General features: G+C 56.8%; 12 protein-coding genes and 4 tRNA genes. 6 read left to right on the forward strand and 10 right to left on the reverse strand.

The window, feature by feature from the left end; all coding sequences use genetic code 11:
• The 4 genes from frdD to frdA all read right to left on the reverse strand — a co-directional run.
• The coding region (gene frdD, locus VV869_RS22545; protein ID WP_337737193.1) for a fumarate reductase subunit FrdD at positions 1-273 on the reverse strand (273 nt) is incomplete at its 3' end.
• A 10-nt stretch (positions 274-283) separates the two neighbouring features.
• Entirely contained in the window at positions 284-667 is a 384-nt protein-coding gene (gene frdC, locus VV869_RS22550; protein WP_261601140.1) for a fumarate reductase subunit FrdC, read from the reverse strand.
• Between the two features lie 2 nt (positions 668-669).
• Complete coding sequence (locus VV869_RS22555; RefSeq protein ID WP_337737194.1) at positions 670-1,410, reverse strand: succinate dehydrogenase/fumarate reductase iron-sulfur subunit; 741 nt, start codon at positions 1,408-1,410, stop codon at positions 670-672.
• The gene (gene frdA / locus VV869_RS22560) at positions 1,410-3,215 is read right to left on the reverse strand and encodes a fumarate reductase (quinol) flavoprotein subunit (RefSeq protein WP_337737195.1); all 1,806 of its coding nucleotides are present in this window, start codon (positions 3,213-3,215) and stop codon (positions 1,410-1,412) included. The genes VV869_RS22555 and frdA overlap by 1 nt, the downstream gene beginning before the upstream one ends.
• Before the next feature lie 498 nt (positions 3,216-3,713).
• Between frdA and epmA the strand changes: the two genes are divergently transcribed.
• Positions 3,714-4,685, forward strand: coding sequence for an elongation factor P--(R)-beta-lysine ligase (gene epmA, locus VV869_RS22565; protein WP_337737196.1), 972 nt, complete (start codon positions 3,714-3,716; stop codon positions 4,683-4,685).
• A 278-nt stretch (positions 4,686-4,963) separates the two neighbouring features.
• Here epmA and VV869_RS22570 read toward each other — a convergent pair whose 3' ends face one another.
• From VV869_RS22570 to rsgA, 6 genes are all read right to left on the reverse strand, one after another.
• Positions 4,964-5,848 (reverse strand): DMT family transporter, encoded by an 885-nt coding sequence (locus VV869_RS22570; protein WP_337737197.1) that lies wholly within the window; start codon positions 5,846-5,848, stop codon positions 4,964-4,966.
• A gap of 156 nt (positions 5,849-6,004) precedes the next feature.
• Positions 6,005-6,727 (reverse strand): carbonic anhydrase, encoded by a 723-nt coding sequence (locus tag VV869_RS22575; RefSeq protein ID WP_443147361.1) that lies wholly within the window; start codon positions 6,725-6,727, stop codon positions 6,005-6,007.
• Positions 6,728-6,979: 252 nt separating this feature from the next.
• Positions 6,980-8,857: a methyl-accepting chemotaxis protein gene (locus VV869_RS22580; RefSeq protein ID WP_337737198.1), complete on the reverse strand. Its 1,878-nt coding sequence runs from the start codon at positions 8,855-8,857 to the stop codon at positions 6,980-6,982.
• A gap of 241 nt (positions 8,858-9,098) precedes the next feature.
• A complete protein-coding gene (locus VV869_RS22585) occupies positions 9,099-10,514 on the reverse strand; it encodes an SLC13 family permease (protein WP_337737199.1) in 1,416 nt (471 codons plus the stop codon).
• Between the two features lie 136 nt (positions 10,515-10,650).
• Positions 10,651-11,532: an archaetidylserine decarboxylase gene (gene asd, locus VV869_RS22590; protein WP_337737202.1), complete on the reverse strand. Its 882-nt coding sequence runs from the start codon at positions 11,530-11,532 to the stop codon at positions 10,651-10,653.
• 171 nt (positions 11,533-11,703) lie between these two features.
• Positions 11,704-12,756 carry a small ribosomal subunit biogenesis GTPase RsgA gene (gene rsgA / locus VV869_RS22595; protein ID WP_337737203.1) on the reverse strand — a complete coding sequence of 351 codons (1,053 nt, stop codon included), beginning with the start codon at positions 12,754-12,756 and terminating at the stop codon, positions 11,704-11,706.
• Between the two features lie 133 nt (positions 12,757-12,889).
• Here rsgA and orn point away from each other — a divergent pair, with 133 nt between their 5' ends.
• The 5 genes from orn to VV869_RS22620 all read left to right on the forward strand — a co-directional run bounded on the left by orn (position 12,890) and on the right by VV869_RS22620 (position 14,036).
• Positions 12,890-13,435 (forward strand): oligoribonuclease, encoded by a 546-nt coding sequence (gene orn / locus VV869_RS22600; protein WP_337737204.1) that lies wholly within the window; start codon positions 12,890-12,892, stop codon positions 13,433-13,435.
• A gap of 130 nt (positions 13,436-13,565) precedes the next feature.
• A tRNA-Met gene (locus tag VV869_RS22605) sits at positions 13,566-13,642 on the forward strand.
• 2 nt (positions 13,643-13,644) lie between these two features.
• Positions 13,645-13,720: transfer RNA gene (locus VV869_RS22610), tRNA-Gly, on the forward strand.
• A gap of 54 nt (positions 13,721-13,774) precedes the next feature.
• Positions 13,775-13,851 (forward strand) — tRNA-Met (locus VV869_RS22615).
• Between the two features lie 109 nt (positions 13,852-13,960).
• Positions 13,961-14,036: transfer RNA gene (locus VV869_RS22620), tRNA-Gly, on the forward strand.
• Positions 14,037-14,141: the final 105 nt, after the last annotated feature.

Genomic DNA, 14,141 nt, shown 5'->3' on the forward strand with positions numbered 1-14,141 from the left:
TTTCAGATCGTGCATGCCGTGGTGCACGCGGTGCATGGCGTGCCACATCGGCAGCGCCAGCGTCGCGATGGTGAACAGGGCGCCGATAATGCTGGTGACAAAGCCGGAGACGCGCTCGTAGCTCATGGCTTCGGCATCAATGATGCCCAACGGCACCATGATCCCCAGTACCAGCACGGTGACCGGGGTCAGCATGGCAAACCAGGTGCCGCCGGCACCAAACAAGCCCCACCAGACCGGCTCGTCAGAACGTTTCGGGTTGAGATTAATCACAGGGCTCTCCTTACACCAGGATCAGAACAAACAGGGTGATGGCTGCGACCGCGGCCCACTGTCCCAGGACGATAATTTTCTTATCCAGCACTTTGCCTTTGATGCGGATCGGCATCACCTGCGGCATCATGCTGAAGAACGTTTGGGCATGGAACAGGCTGCCGGCCAGCGCCAACAGGTTCAGGACAATCACAACCGGGTTGGCCATAAAGCTCAGCCAGCCCTGCCAGGCTTCCGGCCCCTTCACCAGGCAGCCCAAACCGAAGGTCAGGCACAGGGTGAAGAAGATCAGCGGCAGCACGGTGGCTTCACGCAGCATATAGAAACGGTAGAAAGGATGGTCTTTCCACCAGGTACGCTTCATTTCGCGAACATAGGGTTTACGGTTGCTCATCCTTAGGCCTCCTGAGGTTTCAGCATGGCAATGACGAAATCTTTGGACGATTCCACTTTGCCTTGGTTGACCGCCGCTGCCGGATCGACACTCTTCGGACACACTTCAGAGCAGTAGCCGACAAAGGTACAGCCCCAGGCGCCATTTTCGCCGTTGATCAGCTTCATCCGCTCGTCAGCGCCATGATCCCGGCTGTCGAGGTTGTAGCGATGCGCCAGCGTCAGCGCGGCCGGACCAATGAATTCCGGGTTGAGGCCGAACTGCGGGCAGGCCGCGTAGCACAGGCCGCAGTTGATACAACCGGAGAACTGCTTGTAACGCGCCAGTTGTTCCGGGGTCTGGTTGTTCGGACCGTCTTCCGGCGTGCGATCATTGCCGATGATGTAAGGCTTGATGGCTTCCAGACGCTCGATGAACGGGGTCATGTCGACAATCAGATCTTTTTCGATGGCGAAGTTGGCCAGCGGCTCGATTTTCAGTCCGTTCGGGTAGTCCCGCAGGAAGGTCTTACAGGCCAGCTTCGGCACTTGGTTGACCATGATCCCGCACGAGCCACAGATTGCCATCCGGCAAGACCAGCGATAGGCCAGGTCTTTGTCCAGGTGATCCTTGATATAACCCAGGGCATCTAGCACTGACATGGTTTCGTTGAACGGCACTTCGAACCGCTGCAAGTGGGGCTCTGCGTCTGTTTCCGGGTCATAACGCAGAATTTCAATGTTCTGAATACGATTGGCTGACATTAGGCCTGCTCCTTCTTCTGCTCTGCGGCTTCTTTGGCGGCGGCCTCTTCGGCGGCGGCACCATACAGTCGGGCTTTCGGCTGAGATTTGGTAATAGTGACTTCACTGTACTCAATCTTCGGTGCCTGATCGCCGTTGTAGAAGGCCAGCGTATGCTTCAGGAAGTTCTCGTCATCCCGCTCGGTACACCCTTCATCCAGGCGTTGGTGGGCACCGCGGGACTCGCGGCGAAGCAGCGCAGAGTGCGCCATGGCTTCGGCCACTTCCAGGCTGTAGCCGATTTCGATGGCGTACAGCAAATCGGTGTTGAAGACCTTGCCTTTGTCCTTGATGCTGATGCGCTTGTAGCGCTCGCGCAGCTCGGCCAGTTTGTCGATGGTGGCCTGCATCAGATCTTCCTGGCGGTAGATCCCGCAGCCCGCTTCCATGGACTGACCCATTTCGGTGCGGATATCAGCCCAGTTTTCATTGCCTTCCTGATTCATCAGGGCTTCGATGCGTGCCTGAACCTCACGGATTTGGGTGTCGATGGCAACGTCGTTCCAGCCTTTGAATTCGGCGGTACGCGCGACAGCCTCTTCACCGGCAACGCGGCCGAAGACAACCAGCTCTGCCAGGGAGTTCGACCCGAGGCGGTTGGCGCCGTGCAAACCGACGGAGGAACATTCGCCGACTGCGAACAGGCCCTTGATCCGGGTTTCGTTGCGGCTGTTGGTTTCAATCCCGCCCATGGTGTAGTGCACGGTCGGACGGATCGGGATCGGCTCTTTGGCCGGGTCGACATTGACGTAGGCCTTGGCCAGCTCGCAAATAAACGGCAGGCGCTCGCGCAGGTACTCTTCGCCCAGGTGACGCAGATCCAGGTGGACTACATCGCCCAGCGGGTGCTCGATGGTGTTGCCTTTTTGCTGCTCGTGCCAGAATGCCTGGGAGACTTTGTCCCGTGGCCCCAGCTCCATGTATTTGTTTTTCGGTTGGCCGATCGGCGTTTCCGGGCCCATGCCGTAGTCTTGCAGGTAACGGTAGCCGTTTTTGTTGACGATAATGCCGCCTTCGCCGCGACACCCTTCGGTCATCAGGATCCCGGTGCCCGGCAGGCCGGTCGGGTGGTACTGTACGAATTCCATATCGCGCAGGGGAACGCCGTGGCGATAGGCCATGGCCATGCCGTCGCCGGTGACAATCCCGCCGTTGGTGTTGCAGTGGTAGACCCGGCCGGCACCGCCGGTGGCCAGGATCACTGACTTGGCTTTAATGCAGATCAGCTCACCTTCGGACATGTGGATCGCAATCAGGCCCTGGGCCTGGCCGTCATCCACCAGCAGATCGACGACGAAGTACTCATCAAAGCGCTGGATCTGTTTGTATTTGATGGAGGTCTGGAACAGGGTGTGCAGCATGTGGAAGCCGGTTTTATCGGCGGCAAACCAGGTTCGCTCGACTTTCATCCCGCCGAAACGGCGGACGTTGACTTCGCCGTTCTCTTTCCGGCTCCACGGGCAGCCCCATTGCTCAAGCTGGGTCATTTCGCGGGTGGCATTCTCGACGAAATACTCGACCACGTCCTGCTCGCACAGCCAGTCACCGCCGCCGACGGTGTCATTGAAGTGGTTGTCCAGGCTGTCCTCATCTTTGATGACCGCGGCAGAGCCCCCTTCCGCGGCCACGGTGTGGGAGCGCATTGGGTAGACCTTAGAGATAAGAGCAATATTCAGCTCTGGGTTGGCTTCTGCTGCTGCGATGGCCGCGCGTAGGCCGGCACCACCAGCACCGATTACAGCGATATCTGTGGTAATAGTCTTCACAGCTATCCTCCGAAGGTAAGACGAAAATTGAAAAAGGCCGCCGGAGCGCGCCTATCCTTGAAATCCTAAAATCATTCTATGCAACGCTATCGATAGAAAATTTGATTTAGACGCAGCTTTTTCAGGGAAATAGCCCAAAAGTAGCAGCTGATTACGGGAAGTGTGATAACTATCACAGGTGCTCATGTTTGCATATTGTTACGGGGCGTTTTCGGCTTGGATGAGTTATTTCTGGCTCGTAAAGATTGTGTTTCTAATCTTGACTGCAACTAATTCATTTAAAAAACAAAGTTGCGAATAGGAAGACGTATGCAGGCGAGGAATGTATCCATTATGTCGCCTGGGTGACGGAAGTGTTATCAGGGTGTGTCTGTGTTGTGGTTTGCCCGGTATCAGCATCGGCAGACCGAGATTCACAAGGAAGGCTGCTGATGCCCGGGGAGGAGTCTGATACACTCTGCGCCTCTTTTCATCCCAGATACAAGTAAGACAGAAGTTATGACTCAGCACTGGCAACCTACTGCTTCGATCGCGCAACTGAAACAGCGCGCTGCGATTATTGCATCGATCCGCGACTTCTTTGCCCGCCGCGACGTGATGGAGGTGGATACCCCGGCGATGAGCCAAGCGACGGTGACTGATATTCACCTGCACACGTTTCAGACTGAATTTGTCGGGCCGGGGTTCGCTGCAGGCCAGACGCTGTATTTGATGACCAGCCCGGAGTTTCACATGAAACGCCTGTTGGCAGCCGGCAGCGGGCCGATTTACCAGATTTGTAAGTCGTTTCGCAATGAAGAATCCGGCCGCTTCCATAATCCGGAATTTACCATGCTGGAGTGGTATCGCCCGGGGTTCGATCACCATGCGTTAATGGATGAAATGGAGGCGTTGCTGCAGCAGGTGCTCCAGTGTGGCCGTGCCGAACGGATGACCTATCAGCAGGCTTTTTTGACGGTATTAGGGGTTTGCCCGCTGACGGCCGACATGGACGCGTTGAAAGCAGCGGCCGGCCCACTCGGACTGGCTGATATTGCTGAGCCGGAAACTGATCGTGATACTTTGCTGCAACTGCTGTTCAGTATCGGTATTGAACCGAACATCGGCCAGACGACCCCGGCATTTGTTTATGATTTTCCGGCATCGCAGGCCGCGCTGGCGCAGATCAACCCGGCGGATGAGCGGGTGGCTGAGCGGTTTGAAGTGTATTTCCAGGGGATTGAACTGGCGAATGGGTTTCATGAGCTGGCAGACGGAGACGAGCAACTGGTCCGGTTCGAAGCCGACAACCGTAAACGGCAGGCAATGGGGCTGGCACCGCAGCCGATCGACTATCACTTGGTTGCTGCGCTGCGGGCTGGTTTTCCGGATTGTGCCGGTGTCGCGCTGGGCATTGATCGGTTGATCATGCTGGCCCAGAACTTGAGCCATATCGATCAGGTCACGGCTTTTCCGGTGACGATTGCCTGAGTCAGACGCGGCAGCAGCAGACCCTGAATGCGGCAGTGCCGCACCGGGTGATGCTGGCGTAAGCACGGGAACCCCGGCTTGAAAGCGGCCAAACACACTTTGCAGTATGGCCGTATCCCGCCAGAAGATACGGACTTTCTGATACAGGGGGAACAGCTGGTCGTTGTCGATGAGCGACTGGTTAGGATTTCAAGGCGTCTTATCGAAACGGGCTGACTATAAGTCATTCTTGATTTAAATGCAAATGGTTCTCAGTTGTGTTTGAGTGTCCCGGCAGGCTAATGGGTGACGATCAAGGCAGTCCCGATCACAGCCAGAGCTGCGCCGATCCAGGCGCTTTGATTCGGCCGGTTGCCGGTATGCAGCCATAACAGCGGCAGCACCATGATTGGCGTGGTCGAAGAGAGCAGCGCGACGGTGCCGACATCCCCATGGCGGAGCGCATACAGGATCAGGGTCATGCCGACGGCCATGGCCAGAAAACCGTTGAGGGCGACCATGCCGAAAATCGGCCAGGTGATTGGATTGAGCGGCCGGAACAGCCGGGCGCCGGTCAGCCGCAGCAGGCTGTGCGCGGCGAAGGCGCTGGCCATGCGCACCGCAGAGGCCGCGACGGGATCTATCCCGCTTTGCATCACCGGTTTGGCAATCACCGCGCCGAGCGACTGACACAGGGCTGCCGTGAGGCCCAGGGCAATGGCAATCCATAAATTGCCGTGGATCTTCTCCCACAGATGGGTTTGCTGCTGGCCGAAGAAAATGGCACAGGCCACACCGAGAAATACCGCCAGGCCACCGATCAGTTTCCATCCGGCCAGGGTTTCCCCAAACAGCCAGATCCCGAGCAGTGCCGAGAAAACGGCATGGCAGGCGAACAGCAGGCCGCCCCGGCGGGGGCCGATCCGGTTGAAGCAGGCAAACAGGGCGGTATCGCCGATGAAAATTCCGACCAGCCCGGACAGCAGCATCATCCCGGCGCTCTCCCATTGCACCGTCCCCCAACCACCGTTCAGCAGCGCCATCACCGACAGCATCAGGGTCACGCAGGCCATCCGCCAGCGACTGTAGGCAAAGGCCCCCAGATGCCGCGAAGGGGTGACGGAAATCAGGCTGCTGAGCGCCCAGAGCATTGCGGCGCCGAGCGCCAGCCATTCATAACCCATGGTAGTCCTTGTGTTTGCGTGAAATCCCTGTACACGGGCAGGTGTCCGGGTGAAGCGGAGGCATATCTTGCGGCAAGGATGCCGCGAATGGCAATGCTTTTCTGAGTCGGAAGATCCCGGGGCCGGTGTGTGCGACGGCCCCGGGATCGGGGAGGGTTATTGCAGTACCACCCGGGCATTGAGCGGCTGAACCGGCCGGGCATTACTGCCCATGATCTCTTGCAGCGCACTCGTCTGGGCCGGGGTGCTGGCCTGCGGCTCTTTCATCACATACCAGCGGACCCCTTCGGTGCAGGGCGGTGTCGTTAAGGAGCCGTTAAACCGGTAGTACTCCCGCTCGCGGGGCAGCAGGCTGACCGGGCTGAGGGCGTCAGACAGCGTGATACGGTCCCCGTTTTTCGGTAACCGGGTCAGCAGGGTTTTCAGTGCCGGGTTACCGCGCGGCCCGCTCTCGAACATCGCCGCAATCACCGCCAGGTTTCCCTGTGGGTTGGCATGGACAAAATGCGCTTCCAGCGGGTAGTGCTTGTGCTGAATGGTGTTTTCCGACGGGGTATGGAAATGGAATTGCTTGAGGGTGAAGGTCTCTCCCTCGATTGTCAGGGTGTTCTGGCCGCTGACGTTGGCCTGAATGGTGTGGCCGTTATTGACCAGCTCGCTCACCTGGCCCTGGTAGTCGATATGCAGCGGCGCCAGTTCGGCTGACAACGTCTCGGTAATATCCACCGGGCTTTGGTTGACGCCTTCAGCGCAGGTGACAAATTGCTCGCCCCAGTGCTCAACGCCGTGCGGTCCTTCATAGTGCCATTCGGCGGCAGTTCCTTGCGCAGCCCAGCACGTGGCCAGGATGAGTAAAGCGGTTTTGGTTGTTGTGTTCACGAACTTGTCCTCTTTGATGATGGTGCTGCCGGGCCGTTCGGCGGATCGCGGCAGGATTATGGTGACGCTGGAGACGAGAAACGGGGAAATCAACGTTCGGGTCGCCCTATTGGAATCTAGCAAAAAGGGGCCGCAGAATATGAAATGTAAGGTCTTGGATTTGCGAGGCACTTGGCAATTGGGTGCCTTTTCGGGGGCGGGAACTATGCATGGCCGCCGGAGGACGGCGGCCATGGGGAGGGGCGGCGGGGATCAGATCCGGAACCGGGACATATCCTGGCGCATGGTTTCGGCGGCGTTGTGGATGGCCTGACTGCTCTGGTTGACGTCGCGGGTCTGCTCGGCCAGATGATCGGATACATCTTTGATCGCCTGGGTGTTGCGGCTGATATCTTCACTCACTGCCCGTTGCTCTTCGGCGGCGCTGGCAATTTGGGTTGCCATATCGGAGATTTCAGTGATTGCCGAGGTGATTTGGGTCAGGCTGTCACTGGCCGCTGCCGCGAAGTCGACGCTTTGTCCGGCGAGGCCAGTGCTGGCTTTCATGCTGTCGACGGCCTGGCGGGTATTTTGCTGCAAGGTTTCGATCATGCTGCGGATCTCCTCCGTCGAATCGTGCGTGCGCTGGCTCAGCACCCGCACTTCATCGGCGACCACAGCAAACCCGCGTCCCTGCTCGCCGGCCCGGGCGGCTTCAATGGCGGCATTGAGCGCCAGCAGGTTGGTTTGCTCGGCGATGCCCTGAATGGTGGAGAGGATTTGGTTAATGTTCTGGGCGTTGGCTTCCAGTTCATGGATCACGCCCGCGGCATCCTGGATTTGATCGGCCAGTTGGGTAATGGCGTTGCGGTTTTGACCGATGACGTGCTGACCGGATTCGCAGGCGGTAGTTGAGGCTTGCGCGGCCGACGCGGTGAGTTCGGCATGGCTGGCCACTTCCCCGGAGGTCGCTGACATTTCGTGAATGGCGGTCGCGATCTGGTTGATGTCGTTCTGCTGCTCTGCCACTTTATGATTCGCCTGCTCGGTCTGCCGGGCTGAGCGCGCCGCCTGCTCACTGAGGGTGTGAGACTGGGTTACGATACCGGTGATCATGGTTTGGATCTGTGCCAGGAAGCGGTTCATGTGATCGGCCAGCTCGCCAATTTCATCCATCCGCTCGATTTCAATCCGCTGGGTTAAGTCGCCGCTGCCCTGGGCCAGTTGGCGAACCGACTGGCTCAGGTTATTCAGGGGACTGAGCAGGCGGTTGATAATCATTGCTGCGACCACGGCGATCACCAGGTAGAGTCCCAGTGAAGCCAGGCTAATGAAGGTGATCTGGCGGCTGATCCCGGCAAAGGCTTCGGCCTTGTCTTCGATCAGGCCCAGGGTCCAGTCGGTGCCGGCAATGGGGACGGCGGAAATCAGTTTTTCCTGGCCATCCAGCGAAATGGTTGCGATGGTTTGATTGGCCTGAAGCTGGTTGAGCAGGGCGGGGGTTAGTTCGTTGCCCAGACGGGTGATTGGCTGCTGGCTGAGCGATTCGTCCCGGTAGGCGACAATATTGTGCTGGCCGTCGATCAGGAAGGCAAAGCCGCTGTTTTCGAGTTTCAGGTCGAGCACCTGCCGGATGATATGGCTGACGGTCAGATCCGCTGCCAGCACGCCTTGGTATTGCCCCTGAAACGGCTTGGCAAAACTCACCACCAGACTGCCGTCAAAGTCCTGGTAAGGTTCGGTGACAATGAGTTTGCCTGCGGCCATTGCATCCTGATACCAGGGGCGGGTGCGGGGATCGTAGTCGGCCGGCCAGTCTTCACTTTTATCGCCGTAAGCGATACTGCCGTCATTAAAGCCGGCATAGACCGACAGGAAGTGGCCGGCACGTTTGGTCAGCAGGAGTTCGCGGTCGACGTTGTCCTGATTGGCGATCAGCGGCTCGTTGGCCAGCATCATATCGCGTCGGGCACTGAGCCAGTCGGTAATATAGCGACTGGTCGCCTGGCCGATATCCCGCATCTGGTTGGTGACTGCGGTGGTGGTTTCCTGTTGGAGTTGGTTAATTGACAGCCAGGCCTGGACGGCACTGACCGAGGCGATAATCACCGCGATGGCGACTTGGATTTTGAATTTGATCGTATGCTTCATCTTGGGCTCTCACTTCATGGCCTGAGTATGGTTGTTCACAGGATGCCGTGGGTATCATGATTTTTATTGCATCGTGTTGGGTGTTTTATCGGCGAGTCGGGGTGATCATTGATAACTACTTGCGGGAATACCGTGATATTGCTTACAAATCTTGTCCAAAGGCGGGGTCAGCGGCGGGAGAAGTGAAGGCAGTCACACTGCCTTCACGTTGGAGATATATTGCATTTGGTGCATATGTTGGTCAGGTCAGTAGCCAGGCGCCGAGGTAGACGACGGACAGGCCGACCAAGCCGAGGATCACCCCGGTTTTTGCCATGTCTTTGCTTTCAATCAGCCCGGTGGAGTAGGCCAGGGAGTTCGGTGGCGTGGAGACCGGGAGGATCATGCCCAGAGAAGCCGAGAAGGCCACGACTACCAGCACGCCTTGCAGGCCGCCAATCGCGGCCAGGCTGTCCATGGAAACTGCGACGGCGGCGGCAATCGGCATCAGCAGGTTTGCCGTAGCGGTATTGGACATAAAGTTTGCCATTAACCAGCAGATCAGTGACAGGCTGAGTACGACGGCGATCGGGGACAGCACACTGTAGTCAATCGCATGCGCCAGCGCCTCGGCCAGCCCGGTCTGATCCAGGCCGAGGCCAATGGCAATCCCCCCGGCAACCAGCCAGAGCACATCCCAGTTGATCAGCTTGAGCTCTTCTTTACCCATGATCCCGGTCAGGGTAAACACGGCCAGCGGAATGATGGCAACAACATAGGTATTCATGCCATGCAGGGCGGTGGTGATCCACAGAATGATGGTCAGCGCAAAGGTGGCATAGACAATGAGTGCCTGCCAGCTGCGCTGAAATTGCCCGTCCAGTTTCAGGGTCATGTGTTGTTGGGTCGACGGAAAGAGCTTTTGCAGCAGCCACCAGGCAAAGGTGAGCTGGAGAATGACAAAGGGCAGGCCGATCATCATCCAGCCGAGGAAGCTGATGCTGTTCTCCCCGGTCAGGTATTGCAGGGCAATGGCGTTCGGCGGCGTCCCGATGGGCGTGGCGATCCCGCCGGTATTGGCTGCAATGGGAATACACAGCACCAGCGCCTTGATCCCGGTATCGCCTTTGGGCACCGCGGCAACAATCGGGGCCAGCAGAGCCAGCATCATCACCGTGGTGGCGGTGTTCGACATGAACATGGAAAACACCGCAGTGATCAGCATCAGGCCCAGCATAATAAACCGGGGCTGGGTGCCGAACGGTTTGAGCAGCACCCGGGCTAGGTTGTTATCCAGTTCAAATTTGGAGGCGGCGATTGCCAGGGCAAAGCCCCCCATAAACAGAATGATAATCGGCGATGAAAACGCCCCCAGAATCTCGGTGTAGGGGAGGAGCTCGCCCATCGGATGGGCACCGGATTCAGCCCGGAACAGATGCAGCCCTTTATCGGAAATCATGATGAGTTCCAGGGCGATGATTAAAATCGAGGTGGCGAACACCGACACCGGCTCAAGTACCCAGAGCAGGGCGGCCAGGGCAAAAATTGCCAGCAGGCGGTGCTGGACCACGGTGAGGCCTTCGATGGGGATGAGCTCAATGGGAAGACAAGCGATGCTGAGCGGAATGCCGAATGCAATCAGTAGCTTGGCAATCTGAGCAACGGAAAGATTGTTCATAGTGTGTTGGCTTGATTCTGCTATGGAATAGACAGCCAGCATACTATTTGTCCAACGGGGATGTCTTCGCTCAGGTTAATATTCTGATATGAAAAAAGGGCGAAAATCGCCCTTTTTGTGTAAAAACGTTAACTGGTTACGCTTCTGAGGCCGCAACAGACTTGAGTGTTGCATACGGCTGACCCATTCGGGTCGGTTGTCCTGGCTGCATCGTGTCGACAAATTCAACCATGTCTTTCGGGAACAGGTTGATCACGGTTGAGCCCAGTTTAAACAGCCCCATTTCTTCGCCTTTTTTCAGCGTGACGGCTTCGTCCCCGGTCGCCGGATAATCCCAGCGACGCACCACTGGACCGGTCGGCGGCGTGATGGTGCCGGCCCAGACGGTATCCATGCTGCCGACGATGGTGGCGCCAACCAGTACCTGAACCAGCGGCCCGTGCTCGGTATCAAAGACACAAACAACCCGCTCGTTGCGCGCGAACAGGTTCGGCACGTTTTCCGCGGTTAGCGGGTTAACCGAGAACAGATCGCCCGGGACGTAAATCATCTGGCGCAGGGTACCGTCGCATGGCATGTGCACCCGATGATAATCACGCGGAGAGAGGTACAAGGTCGCAAAATCACCGCCCTGGAATTCATCCGCCAATGCCTGATCGCCGCCCAGCAATTCAACAGCCTCAAAGGTGTGGCCTTTGGCCTGGATCAGACGGCCTTCAGTGATCGGGCCGCATTGGCTGACCATCGCATCCGCCGGATGGGTAATGATCTCTGCCTGCTCTGCGATCGGGCGGGCGCCGTCTTTCAGCTCACGGATGAAGAAATCGTTGAACGTCGCGTAAGCGGCCGGATCCGGGTTGCGTGCTTCAGACATATCAACCTTGTAGCGGTTGATGAACCAGCGGATCACTGCGGTGGTCAGCTTGCCGCCTTTCAGGGCCGCCAGTTTACCCGCAACTCGGGTCAGAGCATGTTTCGGCGCGCAGTACTGCAGGCCGATCTTGAGATTATCGTTCACGGTATGAATTCCAGAAAGCGTCAATTAATCAACAACTTGATTACTCTTGTAACAAATCAAGAATAACCCGAACCGGGAATCATACCGAAAAGGTTCGGGAAAGTCAGTTTATTGCGTCGCGCTTTGCGGGCCGCCTCCCCGGGTGCCCGGGGAGGGGAAGAGGTGGTTCGGTTATTCCGGTTTGTTACGAGAGAACTGACGGTTGGCAACATTTTCCGACATACTGTCGATAATGCGGTGGTAGCTGTCATAGCGCTCACGGCGGATCTTACCGTCCTCTACCGCTTCGCGGATCAGGCAGCCGGGATCGTCACCATGCTTACAATCACGGAATTTACAGCCGCCCAGGTAATCGCGAAACTCAACAAAAGCTTCGGTGACTTGTTCGGGCTCCAGGTGCCACAGACCGAATTCCCGCACGCCGGGGGAGTCAATCAGGTCACCGCCGTCCGGGAAGTGATACAGACGGGCGGCCGTGGTGGTGTGCTGACCTAGCCCCGATGTTTCGGAGACATCGCCGATCTCGGCGTCGACTTCCGGCATCAGTGCATTGACCATACTGGATTTCCCTACCCCGGATTGGCCGGCAAAGATGCTGACATGATCCTTCAGGTCTTCTTTCAGTGCCGCCATCCCTTCATCGGTGTTGGTGCTGACATACCGGATCTGATAGCCAATATTTTCATACAGCGATAACAGATCTTCGACGCGGCTACGTTCTTCCGGACTAAGCAGGTCTATTTTGTTCAGTACGATCAGCGGTTCAATTCCGACGGTTTCTGCGGCGATCAGGTAGCGATCGATAATGTTCAGCGACAGCTCCGGTAATACGGAGGAGACAATGATAATTCGGTTGACGTTGGCCGCGACCGCTTTGACACCGTCGTAATAGTCCGGACGGGTCAGCATGGATTCTCGCTCATGGACCGCTTCCACGACCCCGGCGATCCCTTGCAGGGTTTCGACACCCGGGCGCCAGACCACGCGGTCGCCGGAGACCAGGCTTTGAATGCTGCGGCGCAGGTTGCAGCGGTGAATCACCCCGGTTTGGGGATCTTCAACGTCGGCATGCTGGCCGAAACGGGTGATCACGAGTCCTTCACGGGCGGACTCCAGTAGGGATTCATCCCACTGGACATCGGCTTTTTCGCGCGTCAGGCGTTTGTTTTGGTTGGAGCGAACACGACGGCTCTGTCCTTTGGTCAGCTTTTTCTTTTTTGCCACAAGAATTTCGTTCAGTTAGTTGGCTTACGGTAAAATAAGGGCATTGGCCGCCCGGGAACGTTGTCTGCTCCCCGGAATCGGCTTGCGTTTGGTATTATCATACATGGTTTACTCACAGAATAGGCAATATCCGATGATGATCAGCGATCAGAACCTTATTTGGATCGATTTAGAAATGACCGGGCTGGATCCCGAAGCCCACAAAATTATTGAGATTGCGACGATCGTAACGGATGCGCAATTGAATGTCCTGGCTGAAGGTCCTGTATTGGCGATCCATCAGCCGGAGTCGGAATTGGCAAAAATGGATGAGTGGTGTACTTCAACCCATACTAAAAGTGGGTTGGTTGCGCGGGTGCGTGAGAGCAAGGTCGATGAGGCCGAAGCGGTGCGTCAGACTATTGCCTTTTTGGAGCAATGGGTGCCGAAGGGCGCGTCACCGATTTGTGGGAACAGTATCGGGCAGGATCGCCGCTTTTTGTACAAGCATATGCCGGAGCTGGAACAATACTTCCACTACCGTTACCTGGATGTCAGCACGCTGAAAGAGCTGACCCGCCGCTGGCAGCCGGACTTGCTGGCAGGGTTTCATAAACAAGGGAGCCACTTGGCACTGGACGATATTCGTGATTCGATCAATGAGTTGCGTTACTATCGCGAACATATTTTCAAAATTTGATGACGATTTAGACGGTCGCGTTGAAAATTCCATATTTTTTTGAGGAAGTATTGCATCCGTCTAATTTCTTCGTATAATGCGCAGCCTCGAAAGGCAAATATTCAATAGTTTTGCTTTTCTGATAATCGGACGCGGGGTGGAGCAGCTTGGTAGCTCGTCGGGCTCATAACCCGAAGGTCGTCGGTTCAAATCCGGCCCCCGCAACCAATGCGACACTAGCTCAGTTGGTAGAGCGCAACCTTGCCAAGGTTGAGGTCACGAGTTCGAACCTCGTGTGTCGCTCCACTTTTTCTTTAGTGGAAAGCAAAGTTGTCATCGTACTTAACGATGAAATACGGACGCGGGGTGGAGCAGCTTGGTAGCTCGTCGGGCTCATAACCCGAAGGTCGTTGGTTCAAATCCGGCCCCCGCAACCAACAATTTCAGACAGTCTGGTGTTATCGTTGTCATAACCCTCAGGCCGTCGACGGATGCGCCGCCCGGATCAAATTCGAGCCCCGCAACCAATTCTCTTCAAGAGAATATGCGACACTAGCTCAGTTGGTAGAGCGCAACCTTGCCAAGGTTGAGGTCACGAGTTCGAACCTCGTGTGTCGCTCCACTTTTTCTTTAGTGGAAAGCAAAGTTGTCATCGTACTTAACGATGAAATACGGACGCGGGGTGGAGCAGCTTGGTAGCTCGTCGGGCTCATAACCCGAAGGTCGT

The sequence above is a fragment of the Photobacterium sp. MCCC 1A19761 genome (assembly GCF_037389125.1).
In the GTDB taxonomy this organism is placed as follows: Bacteria; Pseudomonadota; Gammaproteobacteria; order Enterobacterales; family Vibrionaceae; genus Photobacterium.